Raw genomic sequence first — 16611 nt, forward strand, 5'->3', positions numbered from 1 at the left:
TCAGTTCTCCTCGTGGAGGGCGTGGCGGATGGGCGTGGCGGTGATGCGCAGATCGGGGCCGAGCCGTTCGGTGTCGGTCACGTCGAGCCGCAACGCCTGGGCGATGGTGGTGATTCCGGCGTCGCCGACGGCGGCCGGCCCGGCGCCGAGCAGCACCGGTGCGAGGTAGCCGACGACCTTGTCGACGGCCTGGGCGGCGAGGAAGGCCCCGGCGAGCGTGGGCCCGCCTTCGAGCAGTACGGAGCGCACGTCGCGCGCGTACAGGGCCTGGAGCAGGGCGGGGATGTGCAGGCCGCGCCCGTCGGCGGCGCGCGGCAGCCGGACGAGCGGGGCGAGGCCTTCGAGGTGGGCGGCGTCGGCGTCCTCGGCGACCGCGATGAGGGTGGGTGCGGTGCCGTCCAGGACCCGGGCGCCGGCCTTGACGGCGGTGGCGCCGGAGTCGACGACGACCCGCAGCGGCTGGCTGATCTCGTCGTCGGACAGCCCGCTGATCCGGGCGCCGAGCTGCGGATCGTCGGCGCGGGCGGTTCCGGAGCCGACGATCACGGCGTCCGCCGCGGCCCGCAGCCGGTGCACGTCGGCGCGCGACTCGGGCGAGGAGATCCAGCGGCTGGTGCCGTCGGCGGCGGCGATCCGGCCGTCGAGGGTGGCGGCGTACTTCCACAGCACGAAGGGGCGGCCGCGCAGGACGGCGGTCAGCCAGGCCTCGTTGCCGGCCGCGGCCTCGTCGGCGAGCAGGCCCCCCTCGACGTCGACGCCGGCCTCGGCCAGGGTGACCGCGCCGCCGGTGGCGGTCGGGGTGGGGTCGGAGACGGCGTAGACGACCCGGGCGATCCCGGCGTCGATCAGCGCCCGGGCGCAGGGGCCGGTGCGGCCGGTGTGGTTGCAGGGTTCGAGGGTGACCAGTGCGGTGCCGCCCCGGGCCCGTTCGCCCGCGGCGCGCAGGGCGTGGACCTCGGCGTGCGGGCCACCGGCCCGCTGGTGCCAGCCCTCGCCGGCGGTGCGGCCGTGGGAGTCCAGGACGACACAGCCGACCACGGGGTTGGGGCTGGTGTGCCCGAGGCCACGGGCGGCGAGCTCGATGGCTCGGCGCATCGCCGTGGTCTCGACGGGGGCTGCGGTGGCCACCGGGTCCTCCTGCCTCTTCGGGCACGGACTCCGGGGCTGTCGGGAAACGACAGAAGCGGGAACGGAGCAACGACGACACCACGGCCGGACAGCAGGGCCCGTCCGGAGAACGACCGGACGCGCCGCCGACGGCGGTGTACCGATACTCGCCCGCCGCGCACTGCCTCCCATCCGGACTTTCACCGTCGGTGCAGGAATTCCACCTGCTCAACCGGCCGCTGGCTGCGGACGGGTCGCGGACTATAACCGCCGGTTCGGAATTACACCGACCCCGGAGTGCGCTGCTGCTCTTATGTCAGTACAGCTTCAGTCTGCCACGGCTGATCGTCGGCCATGCGGGCGAAGGCCTGTGGGCTGCCTCACAGCCTTCCGGCGTGCCGCGGTGTCACAGCCCGCCGCGAGTGCTTCGTCCTAGGGGGACGGCGCGCCGCCCAGGCGCGTCCGCCAGGTTCCCCGCATACACCCCAACATCCACCCCAAGGACTGATCCGCGATGGCGACAATTCTGGTGACCGGCGGCACGGGCACGCTCGGGCGCCCCCTGATCGACCGGCTGCTCGACGACGGGCACGACGTCCACGCGCTGAGCCGGCGCCCGCACACCGGCACCGGGCGGCCCCGGCTGCACTCGCACGCGGTCGACCTGCGCGACGGCACCGGCCTGCCCGCGGCGCTGGCCGGGGTGGACACGGTCGTGCACTGCGCCTCGGCGCCGGCCGGCGGCGATCTGGAGGCGGCCGGCCGGCTGGTCGAGGCGGCGCAGGCGGCCGCGGTGCGGCACCTGGTCTACATCTCGATCGTCGGCGTGGACCGGGTGCCGATCCGCTACTACCGCACCAAGCTCGCGGTGGAGCAGCTGATCGAGAACTCCGGCCTCGGCTGGACGGTGCTGCGGACGACGCAGTTCCACGACCTGGTGCTCCAGATGGTCAAGGCGGGCGCCCGCTCGCCGCTGCTGCCGGTGCCCACGGGCGTACGGGTGCAGCCGGTCGAGGTGCGCGAGGTGGCGGACCGGCTGGCCGAGTTGGCGGCCGGGGAACCGGCCGGGCGGGTCACGGACCTGGGCGGCCCCGAGGTGCTCACGGCCCGGGAGCTGGTACGGGCCACGCTCGCCGCGGGCGGCCGGCGCCGACTGCTGCTGCCGGTGTGGCTGCCGGGCTCCGCGGGCGCGGCGCTGCGGCGGGGCGGCAACCTCGCCCCGGAGCACGCGGACGGACGGCGGACCTACGCCGAGTTCCTGACGGAGCGGTCGGGCGAGGCGCTGCGGGCGTGACCGGCCCCGCCGGCTGCCCGGACCGGTGGTCAGCCGGCGGGGGCGAAGAGGTCGTCCTGCGCGGTGTCGCGGGCGGCGAGCACCGCGCCGAGCAGTACTGCCCGGCCGCCGACCGTGCTCGCGCGGACGTCGGTGCGCAGCGGGGAGAGCCGGGCCAGGTGGTCGGCGACCCGACCGGCGAGCGGATCGCCGCCGGCGCGGCCGAGCTCGCCGCCGAGCACCAGGCAGCCGGGGTCGAGCACCGCGCACACGGCCGCCGCGCCCAGCGCGATCCGGGCGGCCAGGGCATCGAGGAAGCCGGCACCGGCATCACCGGCGGCCACGGCGGCGCGCACCAGGGGTTCGGCGGGCGGGGCGTCGGCGGCGCGGCCGTGGTCCGTCCCGTCGTGGGGCGGGGCGACGATGCCGTGCTCGGCGGCGAGGGCGCAGACCGCCGCGGAGCCGGCCAGCGAGTGGAAGCCGCCGTCGCAGCCGGTGGCGGAGGGCAGTGCATCGGTGCCGGGGACCGGCAGGAAGCCGATCTCGCCGGTGCCGCCCGACGCGCCGCGGCGCAGTGTGCCGTCCAGGACGACCGCCGCGCCGGTGCCGTGGCCGAGCCAGAGCAGGACGAAGGTGTCCCGGTCGCGGGCCGCTCCCGTGCGCTGCTCGGCGAGGGCGGCGAGGTTGACCTCGTTCTCCAGCAGGACCGGTACGGCCGTCCGTGTGCGCAGCTCGCCCACCAGGGCGGCGTGCCAGGACGGGATCCGGTCGGTGCCGCCGAGCCGGCCGGTCGCGGGGTCGACCAGGCCGGGGGCGCCGACCGCGAGGGTGTGCGGACGGTCGGCGCCGGCCGCGGCGAGGGCCTCGTCCACGGTGGCGAGGGCGGTGGCGACGGCGGTATCGGGGGCGTCGCGCGACCCGACCGGCACGGTGCGTTCGGCGCGCACCCGGCCCAGGAGGTCGGCGACCGCGACGGTGACGGAGTGCGTGCGCAGATCGAGGCCGACGAGGTGGGCCCGGTCGGCGACGATCCCGTAGAGCCGGGCGTTGGGTCCGCGCCGCTGTGCGCCGCTCTCCCCCACCACGGCGATCAGCCCGGCCGCCCGGAGGCGTTCGACCAGGTCCGCCACGGTCGGCCGGGACAGGCCGGTCAGCGTCTTGAGCTGACCTGCCGTCAGGGGTCCTTCGGATTGCAGGAGTTGCAGCGCCAGCCGGTCGTTGATCAGCCGTACGGTGGCCGGGGAGGCGGTGCGGCCGGGGGATGCCGCGCGCGGTGGATGCATGGCGGGATCCTCTCCTCTCCTCCTGTCGGACCGGCTTCCGTCGGACCGGCTCGGACCGGGACTCTTATTATCAGGCAGGCTTCCTGATAATTTACCGCCCATGGCCGGCACCGGCGTCCCGGACGACGTCACCCCCTTCGTCACCCCGCCCCGCCCCACCGCGCTGCGCCGTGCCCGCTGGGCGATCGCCCTGGTCTTCCTCCTCCACGGCTCGGTCACCGGCAACTTCGCCACCCGCATCCCCTGGATCCAGGACCACACCGGCATCCCGCCCGGCCAGCTGGGGCTCGCGCTGGCCTTCCCGGCGATCGGCGCGTCGCTGGCGATGCCGCTGGCCGGCCGGATCAGCCATCGCTTCGGCGCCCGCACCGCGCTGCGCGGACTGCTTGCCCTGTGGACCCTCTCGCTGGTCCTGCCCGCCCTCTCCCCCACCCTGTACGCGCTCTGCCCGGCGCTGCTGGCGTACGGGGCGGCCTCCGGCACGGCGGACGTGGCGATGAACGCGCTGGGCGTGGAGACCGAGGACCGGCTCGGCCGGCCCATCATGTCGGGGCTGCACGGCATGTGGAGCGCGGGCGCACTGCTCGGCTCCGGGGTGGGCACCGTCGCCGCCCACGCGGGGTGGGACGCCCGGCTCCATCTGGCCGGCGCCGCGCTGGTGTTGACCGTGCTCGGTGTGCTCGCCTGCCAGGGCGTCCTGGACCTGCGCAGCGCGCCCGACGAGCACCCGCCGCCACGCTTCGCGCTCCCGCCGAGGTCCGCGCTGGCCATCGGCGCCGTGGGCTTCTGCGCCGTGTTCGCCGAGGGCGCCGGCCTGGACTGGTCGGCGGTCTACCTCCGCGACCAACTGGGCACCGACGCCGGCCTGGCGGCCGCCTCGACCACCGCCTTCGCCTGCACGATGGCCGGCGCCCGGCTGGCCGGCGACAGGGTGGTGGCCCGCTTCGGCGTGGTGCGCACGGTACGGGCCGGGGGCGCGCTGGCGACGGCCGGCGGACTGCTGATCGTCACCGCACACCAGCCGGCGACGGCGATGGTCGGCTTCGGCCTGATGGGCCTGGGCATCGCGGTCGTGGTCCCGTTGGCGTTCGCGGCCGCCGGCCGCAGCGGCCCGGCGCCCAGCCAGGCGATCGCCGGCGTGGCCACGATCGTCTACACCTCGGGCCTGATCGCCCCGTCCGCAATCGGCGGGATCGCCCAGGCGACCTCGTTGACCGGCTCGTTCGCCTTGGTCACGGTGCTGGCCCTCGGACTCGTCGGCGGCGCGCGGGTGCTGCGGGCCCCGGGGCGTACGGCGTCCGGCGGCGCCCGCACGGTGGCCGACGACCTGGAGCGGTCATGACCGCGGCGGACCACGCGGGCGGCTGCCGCTTCCCGCCCCGTGCGGTGCGGGACGTGCGCATCCACCACGTCCGCCAGACCTCGTGCGGCGGCCCGTTCGCGATCGTCCGGCTGGACGTCGAGCCGCTGCCGGACGACGAGTTCGCACCGGTCGTCTTCGACTGGCCGGTGCGCGACCGGCAACGCAACCGGGACCTCCGGGCACCCGCGGGGTATCCGCGGGAGTGGCTGCCCGACGCGTATGCGCGGGCATGGGAACGCGGCGTGCGCGGCGCCCTCGACGCCCTGCCCGCGGGTCTGCGGGCGGCAGCCTGGTGCACGGTCGTCGAGGCCCGCTGGCACGAAGTCGACTCCCACGAGCGGGGGTTCGAGGAGGCCGGCGCGATGGCGGTGCGCGAGGTGCTCCGCCGCACCGGCTACTGACGGCTGTCCCGTAACGGCTGTCAGGGGTTTCTGATCTGGGACCGGTGACGAGCTGGTGGACGACTCGTTGAGCCGACCTGATCGATGGTGTGACGGATCCAGATGATCGATTCCAAGGGGTTTGGTGGTCGTAGGCGGTCAGTGCGCGCAGGACCGGCTGGCCGCGTATGAACGTGGCTCCACTCATCAGGCCCCCCTAGGAATCGACCAGTTAGGCTGGCGCGGTGACTGATGATCAGGAGCGGGTGCGGCCGTCGGGAGTGTGGGCCACGGCGGTGGGGGTGGCCAGGGTGCGGGCGCTGGAGACCGAGCGGGAGAACGCGCTGTTCCGCGACCCACTGGCACAGGCCTTCGCCACCGCCGGCGGCCTGTGGCCCTCCTCGCCGCCGCCCGATGACGAGGCCGCGCGACGCCGCCGACTGGCCGTGTCGTACTCCATCGTCATCAGGACGAAGTTCCTCGACGACCTGTTGCAGCAGGCCTCCGCGTCCGGGGTCCGGCAGGTCGTGCTGCTCGGCGCCGGCATGGACAGCCGGGCCTTCCGGATCGACTGGCCCGAGGGCACCCGGCTGTTCGAGGTCGACACCGCCGCACCACTGGACTTCAAGGCTTCGGTGCTGCGCCAGGAGCGGGCCGTCGCACGCTGCGAGCGGATCACCGTCGCGGTGGATCTGCGTGAGGACTGGCCAGGCGCGCTGGCCGCCGCAGGGCACGACCCGGCCGTGCCGACCGTGTGGATTGCCGAAGGACTGCTGATCTATCTGCCCGAGGACGCGGTGGAGCTGCTGCTGGCCCGGATCAGCGCGCTGTCGGCGGCAGGCAGTCGGATGGGGCTGACGTTGGGCTCGCGCGGCGTGATCGAGCGCTTCGGCGCGGACGCCGCGCCGGGATCGGCGGCGTCCCTGTGGGTCTCGGAGATGCCCGACGACCCGGTGGGCTGGCTGGCCGGCCACGGCTGGGAGGCCGACAGCCACACGCTGCGCGAGCGCGCTGCCGCCTACGGCCGCCCGATCAGCACCCCGCCGCAGCGCGAGGAGCGGTCCGGCGGACTGATCTCGGCGGTCCGCCGGTAGAGCGCCTCCCGGTTCCCTGGATGATCGATTCCAAGGGACCTGATGAGTGGAGCCAGGTTCATGCGCGGCCGGCCGGTCGTGCGGGCACTGAACGCCTCCTACTCGCCGACGAAGGGGCAGACATGGGCGACAGCCCGCCGTGGGAACTCATCTCCCTCGCCGATCAGGAGGGGAACGACGCTCGACCATAGGCAGCGGCGGCTCAATCACCGCCCACTGCCGGGCCCGCGGCCGCCTCGTCCGGCGCCGGCCGGAGCAGTTCGGCGGCTGTCGTGCGGGCCCGGTCCGACCACGGGGTGGGGCGCAGCGTGTCGGAGTCGACCCGGACGAGGACCCGGTGGCCGCGGGCGTAGGTCTGCGCGCCGTCGGCCGAGCAGAGCCGGAAGCCGTAGGTCAGACCGGTGCGGCCGAGGCGCTCGACCCACAGGTGGGCGGCGTAGTGGCCGGGGCGGGTGATCGGACGCTCGTAGGAGATCCGCATCTCCTTGATGACGTTGCACATGTCGCCCGCGGCGGCCCAGTCGCCGTCGAAGCCGAAGCCCCGGCCGTGCCAGTATTCCGCCCAGGCGCGCTCGGCCAGCAGCGGGTAGCGGGAGTTGTGGAGCATGCCGAGCGCGTCGAGGTCGTCGAAGTGGACGGTGACGGGGACCAGTTGGCCGAACGGGGCGGGATCGGCGGCCGGCAGGGTTTCGACGCTCACGGGGTGCTGCTCCTGGGTTGCTGGGTGCGCTTGCCGGAGCAATCGTAAGCGGGCGCTTAGAACGCTCTGCTCGTCGGGCCGGGCGCCGCCGTCGGCGCAACGACCAAGTGACCGACGCCATAGCCCTCCCGGGTCGTGGCACACCGGGACGAATCGGCCTTACGCCGCTCTAACATTGCCCGGTCATCCCGTGTGGACGGTCACCACCGTCCTGGAGAAGTGGAGCAGTCATGGGCCTCGGCGTCCGCTGGACCGTGCATGGCGACGGGCGCAACCCGGCCCCCGGTGCCGTCGTCAGACCGGATGAGCGGCTGTCCTGGCCGCGGACGGTCGGGCTGGGCGCGCAGCACGTGGTCGCGATGTTCGGGGCGAGCTTCGTCGCTCCGGTCCTGATGGGCCTCGACCCCAACCTCGCGATCATGATGTCCGGTGTCGCGACGGTCATCTTCCTGCTGGCGACCCGCGGCCGGGTGCCCTCGTACCTGGGCTGTTCGCTGTCGTTCGTCGGGGTCGCCGCGGTGATCCGGGCGCAGGGCGGCACCAGTGCGACGGTCACCGGCGCGGTGCTGGTCGTCGGTGTCGTGCTGTTCCTGGTCGGCCTGGCCGTGCGGTGGTTCGGGGCGCGGATCATCCACGCCGTGATGCCCCCGGTGGTCACCGGCGCGGTGGTGATGCTGATCGGCTTCAACCTGGCGCCGGTGACGGCGAGCACGTACTGGCCGCAGGACCAGTGGGTGGCGCTGCTGACCATGTTGTTCACCGGCGGCGCCGTGGTGTGCCTGCGCGGCTTCTGGTCGCGCATCGCGATCTTCCTGGGGCTGGTCTTCGGTTACGCCGTCTCCTGGGTCTTCGACCGGGTCTTCGGAATGATCCACTCCGTCAACGGCGCGGGGAAGGTCACCGACCACTGGCGGCTGGACCTCTCCGCGGTCGGCCAGGCCGACTGGATCGGCCTGCCGCACATCCACGGGCCGAGCTTCCAGACGTCGGCGATCCTGGTCGCGCTGCCCGTCGTGATCGCGCTGGTCGCGGAGAACGCCGGGCACGTCAAGGCGGTCGGCGAGATGACCGGCGACCCGCTGGACGACGAGCTCGGCACCGCGATCTCCGCGGACGGCGCGGCCTCGGTGCTCTCCACCGCGCTCGGCGGCCCGCCCAACACCACCTACTCCGAGAACATCGGCGTGATGGCGGCGACCCGGGTCTACTCCACCGCTGCCTACTGGGCCGCGGCCGGCTTCGCCCTGCTCTTCGGCCTGTGCCCGAAGTTCGGCGCGGTGGTGGCCGCGATCCCCGGCGGGGTGCTGGGCGGCATCACCGTCATCCTCTACGGCATGATCGGCCTGCTCGGCGCCCAGATCTGGGTGCACAACAAGGTGGACCTGCGCAATCCGCTGAACCTCGTACCGGTCGCCGCCGGCATCATCATCGGCGTCGGCGGGGTCAGCCTGCACATCAGCGACAACTTCGAGCTGGGCGGGATCGCGCTGGGCACGATCGTGGTGCTCACCGGCTACCACGCGCTGCGCGCCCTGGCCCCCGCGCATCTGAAGGCGCAGCCGCCGCTGCTGGACGAGGGCACCTCGTCGTACGACGAGGCGTAGGCCGTGGGCCCGTCGTCCGACGAAGGGCCCCCGGGTCCGCCGCGTCAGTGGCCGTACTTCTTGACGGCCTGGTAATAGGTCCATGCCAGGGCGTTGCAGGAGGTCTTCCTGTGGCCCGAGTAGCGGGCGCAGACCCGCTTCAGGTCCGCGTACAGGGCGCTGTCCAGCCGCGCTTTGTTGGCGGCGAAGGTGCCCGCTTTCTTGTAGTTCCGGTAGCCGAAGTCATGCCGCGCACAGGAGATCCGGAAGGGAAAGCCAAGGGGTTTGTCGGGCGACTTCGAGCAGTAATCCGTGTTCCAGTCGAAGTGGTAGGCGGACCACTTCGAGCGGTGGTCGCGGGCGGCCGCCCAGCTGCGATAGCCGGCCGCACTCGTCTGCGTCCAACTCGCCAGTATCCGGGGCTTGTCGGCGGGAACCGCCGATGCCGGGGCGGCGGCGCCGAGCAGCGCCGCTAAGGCCAGGAGCAGGGCGGTGAGTGCGGCAGCAGGTCTTCGGGACATACGCCAACCTCCGGAATTCTGCACCGCGTTCACCGCGGTGCTTCCTGGGACGCCGAAAATATGGGGTTCTCAAAGGTCGTTACGCCCTCTTCGCGGCGCGTCGACGCGTCACAAGAGGGCGCGCCGATTATTACCCCGTTCCGGTCAACGCCGCCCGGCAAACACAGATATTCGTAATCCGGCTGTCACGCTGGGCGGATGACGACGACTCAGGAATGCGGTGGCGACCACGGGCCTGGGGACGGCGCGACCGCTCCGCGGGTGGCGGAGGTGCTGGCGCGGATGCGGGCGCTGGACGCGGCGCTGCCCGCCGAGGACGGGGTGGCCGTCTTCAACGGCGTCTACCTGACCGTCACGGAGGCGGTGGCGCGGCGCATCGGGGACGGCGCCTTCGAGGACGCCCGGGCCGCCGGCGAGCTGGACGTCCGCTTCGCGCGGCGCTACTTCGACGCGGTGGACGCCGCGGCGGCGGGGCTCCGCCCGCCGGCCTGTTGGCGGCCGCTGTTCCAGCTGCGCCGCCACCCCGGAGTACGTCCGCTCCAGTTCGCGCTGGCCGGGATCAACGCCCATATCGGCCATGACCTGGCGCTGGCGGTGCTGGACACCTGCCGGGCGCTGGAGTGCGAACCGGATGCGCTGGAGACCGACTTCGACCGGGTGGGCGGGGTGCTGACCAGCCTGGAGGAGCGGATCCGCGAACGGCTGATGCCCGGCCCCGACGTGCTCGACATCGCCGACCCGCTGACGCATCTGATCGGGTCCTGGTCCCTGGACAAGGCCAGGGACGGCGCCTGGGTGGCGGCCCGGGCCCTGTGGAGCGTGCGCCGGCTGCCCGAGGTGACGGAGGAGTTCACCGAGCGGCTGGACGCCGGGGTGGGCCTGGTGGGACGGATGCTGCTGACGCCGCTGCCCGGGTGACCCGGCCGCCGCGCCGCCCGCCGCATCGACGTTTCACCGGTGAACTTCCTTACCCCGCGGGTACGTTGGTCGAGGGACACCTGAGACGAAGGAGCGCGGCGCATGGCCATCCGACTCGGTCTGGGCCTTCCGCAGATGCGGCAGTACGACATCGGCCGGGACGTGCCCGACGTGGCCCGGGCCGCCGAGCGGACCGGCTACGACAGCCTCTGGGTCTTCGAGCGGATCCTGTTCCCGCAGCCCGCCACCCAGGGGCTGTACGGGATTCCGGGCCTGCCCTGGCCCGATCAGTACCGCTCGGTCGCCGACCCCCTGGTGACGCTGGCGCTGGCCGCGGCGGTCACCGAACGCGCCCGGCTGGGCACCAGCGTCCTGGTGGCCCCGCTGCACGTGCCCTTCCAACTGGCCCGCGGCCTCGCCTCGCTGGACGCGGCGAGTGGCGGCCGGGTGGTGGCGGGGCTGGGCACCGGCTGGTCGCTGGACGAGTACGCGGCCGCCGCCGTCGCCCCGTTCGCGCGGCGCGGCAGGGTCCTGGACGAGGTGATCGACGTCTGCCGGGCGGTGTGGGGCCCGGACCCGGTGGCGTACCAGGGGTCGCTGACGACCATCGCCCCGTCCGTCGTCGGCCCCAAGCCGAAGCGCCCGATCCCGATCCTGCTGCCCGCCACCAGCCCGCGGGCCCGGCGCCGGCTGGTCGACCGGGCGGACGGCTGGATGCCGGTCGGGACGGGCGCCGCGCAGCTCGCCCGGCAGTGGGCCCAGGTGCAGGAGCTGGCCGCCGAACGGGGGCGCACACAGCCGGTGCAGAGCGTGCTGCGGGTCAACACCCACCACACCCGCCAACCGTACCGGGGCGCGGACCGCCGCCCCTTCCAGGGCAGCGTCGCGCAGATCGTCGAGGACCTGGTCGCGCACGCCGCGGTGGGCGTGGCGGAGATCCTCATCGACCTCCAGGGTCGGGCGCGGGACGCCGCGGAGCTGACCGACCTCGCGGCGGAGGTGTACGCGGCGGCGCGGGCGGCCGGGGTCTGAGCCGGCCGCCCTGGAGCCCGTCGTACCCGGTCAGTCCTCGGGCAGTTCGACCGGTGCGATCTCGTCGTAGACGTCACCGGGGCCCGGGTTGGTCGGGTCGGTGGCGCCGCCCAGCTGGTGCATCACGCCCCACACGGCGTTGAGCGCGGTCTGGATGGCGCCCTCGGCCCAGCCGGCGGTCCAGGAGATGTCGTCGCCGGCGAGGAAGATGCCGCGCTTGTCCTCGGGGAGCCGGTCCTGCATGAAGTGGGTGAACAGCCGCCGCTGGTAGCGGTAGTGGCCGGGCAGGTTGGCCTTGAACGCGCCCATGAAGTAGGGCTCGTTCTCCCAGGACACGGTGACCGGGTTGCCGATGATGTGCTTGCGGATGTCGACCTTCGGGTAGATCTCGCCGAGCGACTTCAGCATGACCTCCATCCGCTCGTTCGCGTCCAGCGGCAGCCACTTCAGGCTGTCGTCGCACCAGGTGTACGAGAGGCAGATGACGGCGGGCTTGTCCGGCCCGTTGTCCAGCAGGTACGTACCGCGGGTCATCCGGTCGGTGAGCGTCATGCTCATCACGTCGCGCCCCGTGTCCTCGTCCTTGTCCAGCCAGAACGGCCGGTCGACGGGCACGAAGAGCTTGCTGGACTCCATGTAGTGGGTGCGCTCGATCGCCGTCCAGTGGTCGATCGGGAACAGCTCGTCGTCACAGGCGATCTTGGACAGCAGCATCCAGGACTGGGCGGTGAAGACCACCGCCTTGAAGGAGCGGATGTCGCCGGAGGCGTCGGTGACGGTGATGCGGTTGCCGGCGGTGCGGTGCAGGCGGGTCACGGCCGGGCGCGGCGCGCCGTCGTGCAGCGTCGACAGCGAGGTGCCCGGCGCCCAGTGCACGATCTTCTGCGGCTCGCGCTCCCACAGGCGCAGCGGCAGCTGCTGGGAGCCGCCGACGATGCCGCGGTGGTGGTCGTCGGCCTCGGTGTAGACGACCCGCAGGATCTCCAGGATGGAGTTGGGGAAGTCGGTGTCCCAGCCGCCGGTGCCGAAGCCGACCTGGCCGAAGATCTCGCGGTGCCGGAAGGACGTGAAGGCCGTGGAGTCGCAGAGGAAGCCGTAGAAGGTCTGGTTGTCGAGCTTCTCGACGAGCTTCGCCCAGATCTCGCGGATGCGCGGGACGTCACGTTCGCGCATGGCCTGGTTCATGTCGGAGAAGTCGGCACCCTCCTCCAGGCAGGCGTTCCACGCCTCGGCGACCTGGCGGTAGACCGCGGGCAGGTCGTCCAGGGTCTCGGCGTAGTGCGACTCGCCCTTGAGGTCGACGACCGTGGACGGGGTGGCCTCGGCGAGCGGGTTGGGGAACGGCGTGGTCGCAAGGCCGACCAGGTCGATGTAGTGCTGGAGCGCCGTCGAGGACGGCGGGAAGCGCATCGCGCCCAGCTCGCAGTTGAGTTCGTCGGCGCCGCCGTGGGAGGAGCAGCCCTCGAAGCCGACGGTGCGCAGTCGGCCGCCGATCTGGTCGGCCTCGTAGACGACGGGCTTGAGGCCCATCTTCATCAGCTCGTACGCCGTGACGATGCCGGAGAGGCCGCCACCGACGATCGCCACCTCGGTGCCGTGCTCGGTCGCCGGTATCTGACCGAGGCCCGCCGGGTGGGCCAGGAAGTCGTCGTAGGCGTAGGGGAAGTCCGGACCGAACATGGTGATCGGCGGCTGGGCATCGGTGTGCGGGACGGCGGGCGGCACCGTGGACGTCATGGGGACGGACTCCTTGCAGGTGAAGCAGGGGTGAGGCGAGGGGGAGGCGAGAGGCGGGGACGGAGCGGCCGGGGCCGGTCAGACGAGGGACGCGTACAGGCCGGGGCGGCGGTCGCGCAGGTACGGGTTGTGCTCGCGCGAGGCGGCGAGGAACTCCGGGTCGACGTCGGCGAACACCAGCTCCTCGCCGCGGCCGGCACGGGCCCGGGCGACCCCGTCGGGTCCGGCCAGCGTGGAGAGCCCGACGAACTCGAACTCCCCTTCCGGGCCGGTGCGGTTGACGTACGCGACGTACATCTGGTTCTCGAAGGCGCGGACCGGCACCAGGGACTCGGCGACGAACTGGAAGGGGTGCATCTGCGCGGTGGGCACCAGCAGCAGGTCGGTGCCGGCCAGGGCGTGCGCGCGGACGTTCTCGGGGAACTCCACGTCGTAGCAGATCATCAGGCCGATCCGGACGCCGCCCAGCTCGGCCTGGACGACCGGCGTCTCGCCCGGGGTGAACCACTCGCGCTCGAAGCAGCCGAAGAGGTGCGTCTTGCGGTAGGTGGCCAGGCGCTGCCCGTCGGGGGCGATGAGCTGGGCCGCGTTGTAGACGGTCGCTCCGTCGCGCTCGGGGAAGCCGTAGGCGACGGCGAGGCCGTGCCGCCCGGCGATCTCGGCGACGGCGTCGGCGGAGTCGCCGTCGGCGGGCTCGGCCAGCTTCGGGACGTCGTCGCCGATGGCGTAGCCGGTGAGGAACATCTCGGGCGCGACCAGCAGTCCGGCGCCGTGCGCGGCCGCCGTGCGGGCCGCGTCGTCGAGCACCTTGAGGTTGTGCGCGACGTCGCCGGGCCGTCCCGAACTCTGGAGCAGGGCGGTGTGCAGCGACGTCATGGGACCCCTCGGCGGAACGGGTGTGGGCGGGACGCATTGACGGTACGGGGCACCGACGATTCCGGACAAGGCACCACCGTTGCGTGCAGATGGACGATTCATTGCGCGTTCAAGCGACTCCCCGGCGATTCGTTGCGTCCGAGGTTCGCGCAGGTCGGGGGCCGGGTGCCGGATCCGGCCGGGGCGGGGTGGGCCCGTGGCGGGACCGCGGACCTGGCGCCGTGCGGGGCGTCGGCGCCCTTCGGGCCCCTGGAGAGCGGCGACGTCACGGGCCTGCCGTGGCGGGTGCGGCACCGACCATCTCCGTGACGACCCGCCGCACCAGCCCGCGCAGCCACAGATGCCCGGCGTCGGCCTCCTGACGTGGGTGCCAGGCCATCTCCATGGTCATCGGGGGCAGGTCGAACGGCATCGGCAGGGTGCGCAGGCCGAGGCTGCGGATCGTCGACGCCGCGGTCACCTCGCTCGCCAGGCCGACCGCATCGCTGTCGCGGACCATCAGCAGCGCGGCGGTGTAGGTCGGCACGGTGGTGATGACCTTGCGGCGCAGCCCCAGCTCGGCGAGCGCGGCGTCGATGGGGCCGGTCAGCCGGCCGCGGCGGCTGAAGTTGACGTGCGGGGCGTCGGCGTAGCGGCGCGGGGTGAGCTTCGCGCCGGTCAGCGGGTGGCCCTCGCGGACCACCACCACACCGCGGTCGACGAACAGCCGCTCGGTGCGGATCTCCGGCTCACGGCTGTCGATGACGCCCAGCTCCAGGTCGGCGGCGCCCTCGCGGAGCAGCGGCAGGTCGACGTGGCTCTCGCCGAGGAAGCGCAGCACGACCTGCGGTGCCTCCGCGGCGGCGAGGGCGATCAGCCGGGGGCCGACGGCGGTGACGAAGAGGTCGTTGGTACTGAGCGTGAAGACCCGGGCGAGCCGGGCCGGGTCGGCGGGCGCGGAGGGGGCCAGTACTCCGTGCGCCGCCTCCACCAGCCGGCGGACCTCGGCCCGGATCTCCCGGGCCCGCGGGGTGGGCACCATATGGCGGCCGGCGCGCACCAGGACGGGGTCGCCGATCGTCCGGCGGATCCGTCCGAGGGCGCGGCTCATGGCCGGGCCGGAGAGGCCGAGCCGGTCGGCGGCCGCGGTCACGCTCTCCTCTTCGAGCAGGGCGTCCAGCGCCGTCAGCAGGTTGAGATCGATGTTTGCGTTTCGCGCAATCATGGAGTGCACACCTTGCAGTTGAGGTTATTCCACCCGGACTCTAGCGTCCCGGCCATGACCTCGACCGTTGCTCCTTCCGCCGCCCCGACCGCCGGCCCGCGCGCCCGGCGCCGCTCGGTGACCGTCGCGATGTGCGCCTGCGTGCTGGTCGCCCAGTCGCTGGTGGCCGCGATGAACCTCGCGATACCCAAGATCGCCGCGAGTGGGCTGCACCCGTCCGCCGCCCAGCTGCTGTGGATCGTCGACACCTATGTGCTGGTCTTCGCGGGGCTGCTGGTCCCGGCCGGTGCGCTCGGCGACCGGTTCGGCCGCAAGGGCGTCCTGCTGACCGGGCTGGGCGTCTTCGCGGCCGGCGCGCTGCTGAGCGCGCTGGCGCCGACCCTGGTGACGCTGCTGGCGGGCCGCGCCCTCTCCGGTGCCGGCGCCGCACTGCTGGTCCCGGCCACGATGTCCGTCCTGCTGCACGCCACGCCACCGGACCGCAGGGCCGGCGCCGTCGCCGCCTGGAGCACGGCGCTCGGCATCGGGGGGATGGCGGGCAACGCGGGCGGTGCGCTGGTCCTCCAGTACCTGCCCTGGCAGGGGCTGTTCTGGGCGTATGTGCCGCTCGGGCTGGCCCTGCTGCTCTGGGTCGCGTCGGCCGCACCGCGGGTGCCGCGGCAGACCGCGGCGCTCGACCTGCCCGGTTCTGCGCTGCTGGTGCTGGGGGCGGCGGCGCTGCTCTTCGGCATCATCGAGGGGCCGGGCCTGGGCTGGACCTCCGCCGCGGTGACCGGCGCCTTCGCGCTGGCCCTGGTGGTCCTCGCGGTGTTCGTGCGGCACGGGCTGCGGGCCGCGCACCCGGTGCTCGACCCGCGGCTCTTCCGGCTGCCGCACCTGCGCGCCGGCGCCCTCGGCATCGCCGTGACGTTCTTCGGGATGTTCGCGCTCTTCTACGTCAACGCCCAGTTCCTCCAGTACGTGAAGGGCTACTCGCCGCTCCAGACCGGCTTTGCGATCGTGCCGCTGGCCTTCGGGATGATGGCGGTGACGCGGTACGGGCTGCGCTGGGCCCAGAGGGTCGGTGAGGCCCGGACGGTCGGTGCGGGGCTGGTGCTGATCGCGGCCGGTCTGCTGCTGCTGTCCACCGCCGACGCCGGCACCCCGTACGTCCGCTACGTGGTGTTCCTGCTGACGATGTCGGTCGGTGCGGGGCTGGCGATGCCGTGCCTGTCGCATGCGATCGTGGCGTCCGTGCCGGCCGGCCGCGCGGGGATGGGCTCCGGACTCCAGGGCGCGGCACGGGAGTTGGGTGCGGCGCTGGGGATCGCCGTGGTCGGCACCGTGCTGTCCGTGCGCTTCACGTCGGGCACCGGACACGGCGCCGGGGTGGCCGACGCCTTCACCGCTGCCGCGGCGCTGGGCTACCGGATCGCGGCGGGCGTGGTGCTCGTCCTCGGCGTCGCCGTGGTCACCGGCCTGCGCACCGGCGCGCGGTCCGGGAGCACCGGGGGGTGACCTCCAGCGCGCGTGCGGGAGAGCCGGTCAGGGCCGCGGACGG

General features: G+C 73.5%; 15 protein-coding genes and 1 riboswitch. Of the genes, 8 read left to right on the forward strand and 7 right to left on the reverse strand.

Going from position 1 to position 16611, the window contains the following annotated elements:
• Complete coding sequence (gene ribD / locus AB0C96_RS04650; RefSeq protein WP_362913626.1) at positions 1 to 1128, reverse strand: bifunctional diaminohydroxyphosphoribosylaminopyrimidine deaminase/5-amino-6-(5-phosphoribosylamino)uracil reductase RibD; 1128 nt, start codon at positions 1126 to 1128, stop codon at positions 1 to 3.
• A 153-nt stretch (positions 1129 to 1281) separates the two neighbouring features.
• A riboswitch (FMN riboswitch) is annotated at positions 1282 to 1412 on the reverse strand.
• Between the two features lie 209 nt (positions 1413 to 1621).
• On the opposite strand from ribD, the gene AB0C96_RS04655 reads away from it, so the two are divergent.
• Complete coding sequence (locus tag AB0C96_RS04655) at positions 1622 to 2401, forward strand: NAD(P)H-binding protein (RefSeq protein WP_362913628.1); 780 nt, start codon at positions 1622 to 1624, stop codon at positions 2399 to 2401.
• A gap of 29 nt (positions 2402 to 2430) precedes the next feature.
• On the opposite strand, the gene AB0C96_RS04660 is transcribed toward AB0C96_RS04655, so the two are convergent.
• Positions 2431 to 3663 (reverse strand): ROK family transcriptional regulator, encoded by a 1233-nt coding sequence (locus tag AB0C96_RS04660; RefSeq protein WP_362913630.1) that lies wholly within the window; start codon positions 3661 to 3663, stop codon positions 2431 to 2433.
• Between the two features lie 100 nt (positions 3664 to 3763).
• Between AB0C96_RS04660 and AB0C96_RS04665 the strand changes: the two genes are divergently transcribed.
• The 3 genes from AB0C96_RS04665 to AB0C96_RS04675 all read left to right on the forward strand — a co-directional run bounded on the left by AB0C96_RS04665 (position 3764) and on the right by AB0C96_RS04675 (position 6500).
• Positions 3764 to 5005, forward strand: coding sequence for an MFS transporter (locus AB0C96_RS04665; protein ID WP_362913632.1), 1242 nt, complete (start codon positions 3764 to 3766; stop codon positions 5003 to 5005).
• Positions 5002 to 5427 (forward strand): hypothetical protein, encoded by a 426-nt coding sequence (locus AB0C96_RS04670; RefSeq protein ID WP_362913634.1) that lies wholly within the window; start codon positions 5002 to 5004, stop codon positions 5425 to 5427. The genes AB0C96_RS04665 and AB0C96_RS04670 overlap by 4 nt, the downstream gene beginning before the upstream one ends.
• A 260-nt stretch (positions 5428 to 5687) precedes the next feature.
• On the forward strand, positions 5688 to 6500 hold the full coding sequence (locus tag AB0C96_RS04675; protein WP_362913754.1) for a class I SAM-dependent methyltransferase: 813 nt from the start codon (positions 5688 to 5690) through the stop codon (positions 6498 to 6500).
• A gap of 202 nt (positions 6501 to 6702) precedes the next feature.
• Here AB0C96_RS04675 and AB0C96_RS04680 read toward each other — a convergent pair whose 3' ends face one another.
• A complete protein-coding gene (locus AB0C96_RS04680) occupies positions 6703 to 7200 on the reverse strand; it encodes an acyl-CoA thioesterase (RefSeq protein ID WP_362913636.1) in 498 nt (165 codons plus the stop codon).
• Between the two features lie 230 nt (positions 7201 to 7430).
• Here AB0C96_RS04680 and AB0C96_RS04685 point away from each other — a divergent pair, with 230 nt between their 5' ends.
• Complete coding sequence (locus AB0C96_RS04685; RefSeq protein WP_362913638.1) at positions 7431 to 8804, forward strand: solute carrier family 23 protein; 1374 nt, start codon at positions 7431 to 7433, stop codon at positions 8802 to 8804.
• 44 nt (positions 8805 to 8848) lie between these two features.
• Here the strand turns inward: AB0C96_RS04685 and AB0C96_RS04690 are convergent, their stop codons facing one another.
• Positions 8849 to 9304, reverse strand: a complete 456-nt coding sequence (locus tag AB0C96_RS04690; RefSeq protein ID WP_362913640.1) for a phospholipase — start codon at positions 9302 to 9304, stop codon at positions 8849 to 8851.
• A 261-nt stretch (positions 9305 to 9565) separates the two neighbouring features.
• On the opposite strand from AB0C96_RS04690, the gene AB0C96_RS04695 reads away from it, so the two are divergent.
• Together AB0C96_RS04695 and AB0C96_RS04700 are read left to right on the forward strand one after the other, a co-directional pair.
• Positions 9566 to 10222: a DUF5995 family protein gene (locus tag AB0C96_RS04695; protein WP_362913756.1), complete on the forward strand. Its 657-nt coding sequence runs from the start codon at positions 9566 to 9568 to the stop codon at positions 10220 to 10222.
• 102 nt (positions 10223 to 10324) lie between these two features.
• A complete protein-coding gene (locus tag AB0C96_RS04700; protein WP_362913641.1) occupies positions 10325 to 11254 on the forward strand; it encodes an LLM class F420-dependent oxidoreductase in 930 nt (309 codons plus the stop codon).
• A 30-nt stretch (positions 11255 to 11284) separates the two neighbouring features.
• Here AB0C96_RS04700 and AB0C96_RS04705 read toward each other — a convergent pair whose 3' ends face one another.
• The 3 genes from AB0C96_RS04705 to AB0C96_RS04715 all read right to left on the reverse strand — a co-directional run bounded on the left by AB0C96_RS04705 (position 11285) and on the right by AB0C96_RS04715 (position 15071).
• On the reverse strand, positions 11285 to 12991 hold the full coding sequence (locus tag AB0C96_RS04705) for an NAD(P)/FAD-dependent oxidoreductase (RefSeq protein WP_362913643.1): 1707 nt from the start codon (positions 12989 to 12991) through the stop codon (positions 11285 to 11287).
• Between the two features lie 78 nt (positions 12992 to 13069).
• Positions 13070 to 13867 carry a carbon-nitrogen hydrolase family protein gene (locus tag AB0C96_RS04710; protein WP_362913645.1) on the reverse strand — a complete coding sequence of 266 codons (798 nt, stop codon included), beginning with the start codon at positions 13865 to 13867 and terminating at the stop codon, positions 13070 to 13072.
• Positions 13868 to 14132: 265 nt separating this feature from the next.
• Positions 14133 to 15071, reverse strand: coding sequence for a LysR family transcriptional regulator (locus AB0C96_RS04715; RefSeq protein ID WP_362913647.1), 939 nt, complete (start codon positions 15069 to 15071; stop codon positions 14133 to 14135).
• Positions 15072 to 15125: 54 nt separating this feature from the next.
• Here AB0C96_RS04715 and AB0C96_RS04720 point away from each other — a divergent pair, with 54 nt between their 5' ends.
• Positions 15126 to 16568, forward strand: coding sequence for an MFS transporter (locus AB0C96_RS04720; RefSeq protein ID WP_362913649.1), 1443 nt, complete (start codon positions 15126 to 15128; stop codon positions 16566 to 16568).
• Positions 16569 to 16611 lie beyond the last annotated feature (43 nt).

This window comes from Streptomyces sp. NPDC048506 (assembly GCF_040651315.1).
Lineage (GTDB): Bacteria > Actinomycetota > Actinomycetes > Streptomycetales > Streptomycetaceae > Streptomyces.

Bases quoted from the DNA above. Each gene is read 5' to 3' on its own strand.
- AB0C96_RS04655 (WP_362913628.1), top strand. From the start codon at position 1,622: ATGGCGACAATTCTGGTGACCGGCGGCACGGGCACGCTCGGGCGCCCC.
- AB0C96_RS04660 (WP_362913630.1), bottom strand. From the start codon at position 3,663: ATGCATCCACCGCGCGCGGCATCCCCCGGCCGCACCGCCTCCCCGGCC.
- AB0C96_RS04665 (WP_362913632.1), top strand. From the start codon at position 3,764: ATGGCCGGCACCGGCGTCCCGGACGACGTCACCCCCTTCGTCACCCCG.
- AB0C96_RS04670 (WP_362913634.1), top strand. From the start codon at position 5,002: ATGACCGCGGCGGACCACGCGGGCGGCTGCCGCTTCCCGCCCCGTGCG.
- AB0C96_RS04685 (WP_362913638.1), top strand. From the start codon at position 7,431: ATGGGCCTCGGCGTCCGCTGGACCGTGCATGGCGACGGGCGCAACCCG.
- AB0C96_RS04690 (WP_362913640.1), bottom strand. From the start codon at position 9,304: ATGTCCCGAAGACCTGCTGCCGCACTCACCGCCCTGCTCCTGGCCTTA.
- AB0C96_RS04700 (WP_362913641.1), top strand. From the start codon at position 10,325: ATGGCCATCCGACTCGGTCTGGGCCTTCCGCAGATGCGGCAGTACGAC.
- AB0C96_RS04705 (WP_362913643.1), bottom strand. From the start codon at position 12,991: ATGACGTCCACGGTGCCGCCCGCCGTCCCGCACACCGATGCCCAGCCG.
- AB0C96_RS04710 (WP_362913645.1), bottom strand. From the start codon at position 13,867: ATGACGTCGCTGCACACCGCCCTGCTCCAGAGTTCGGGACGGCCCGGC.
- AB0C96_RS04715 (WP_362913647.1), bottom strand. From the start codon at position 15,071: ATGATTGCGCGAAACGCAAACATCGATCTCAACCTGCTGACGGCGCTG.
- AB0C96_RS04720 (WP_362913649.1), top strand. From the start codon at position 15,126: ATGACCTCGACCGTTGCTCCTTCCGCCGCCCCGACCGCCGGCCCGCGC.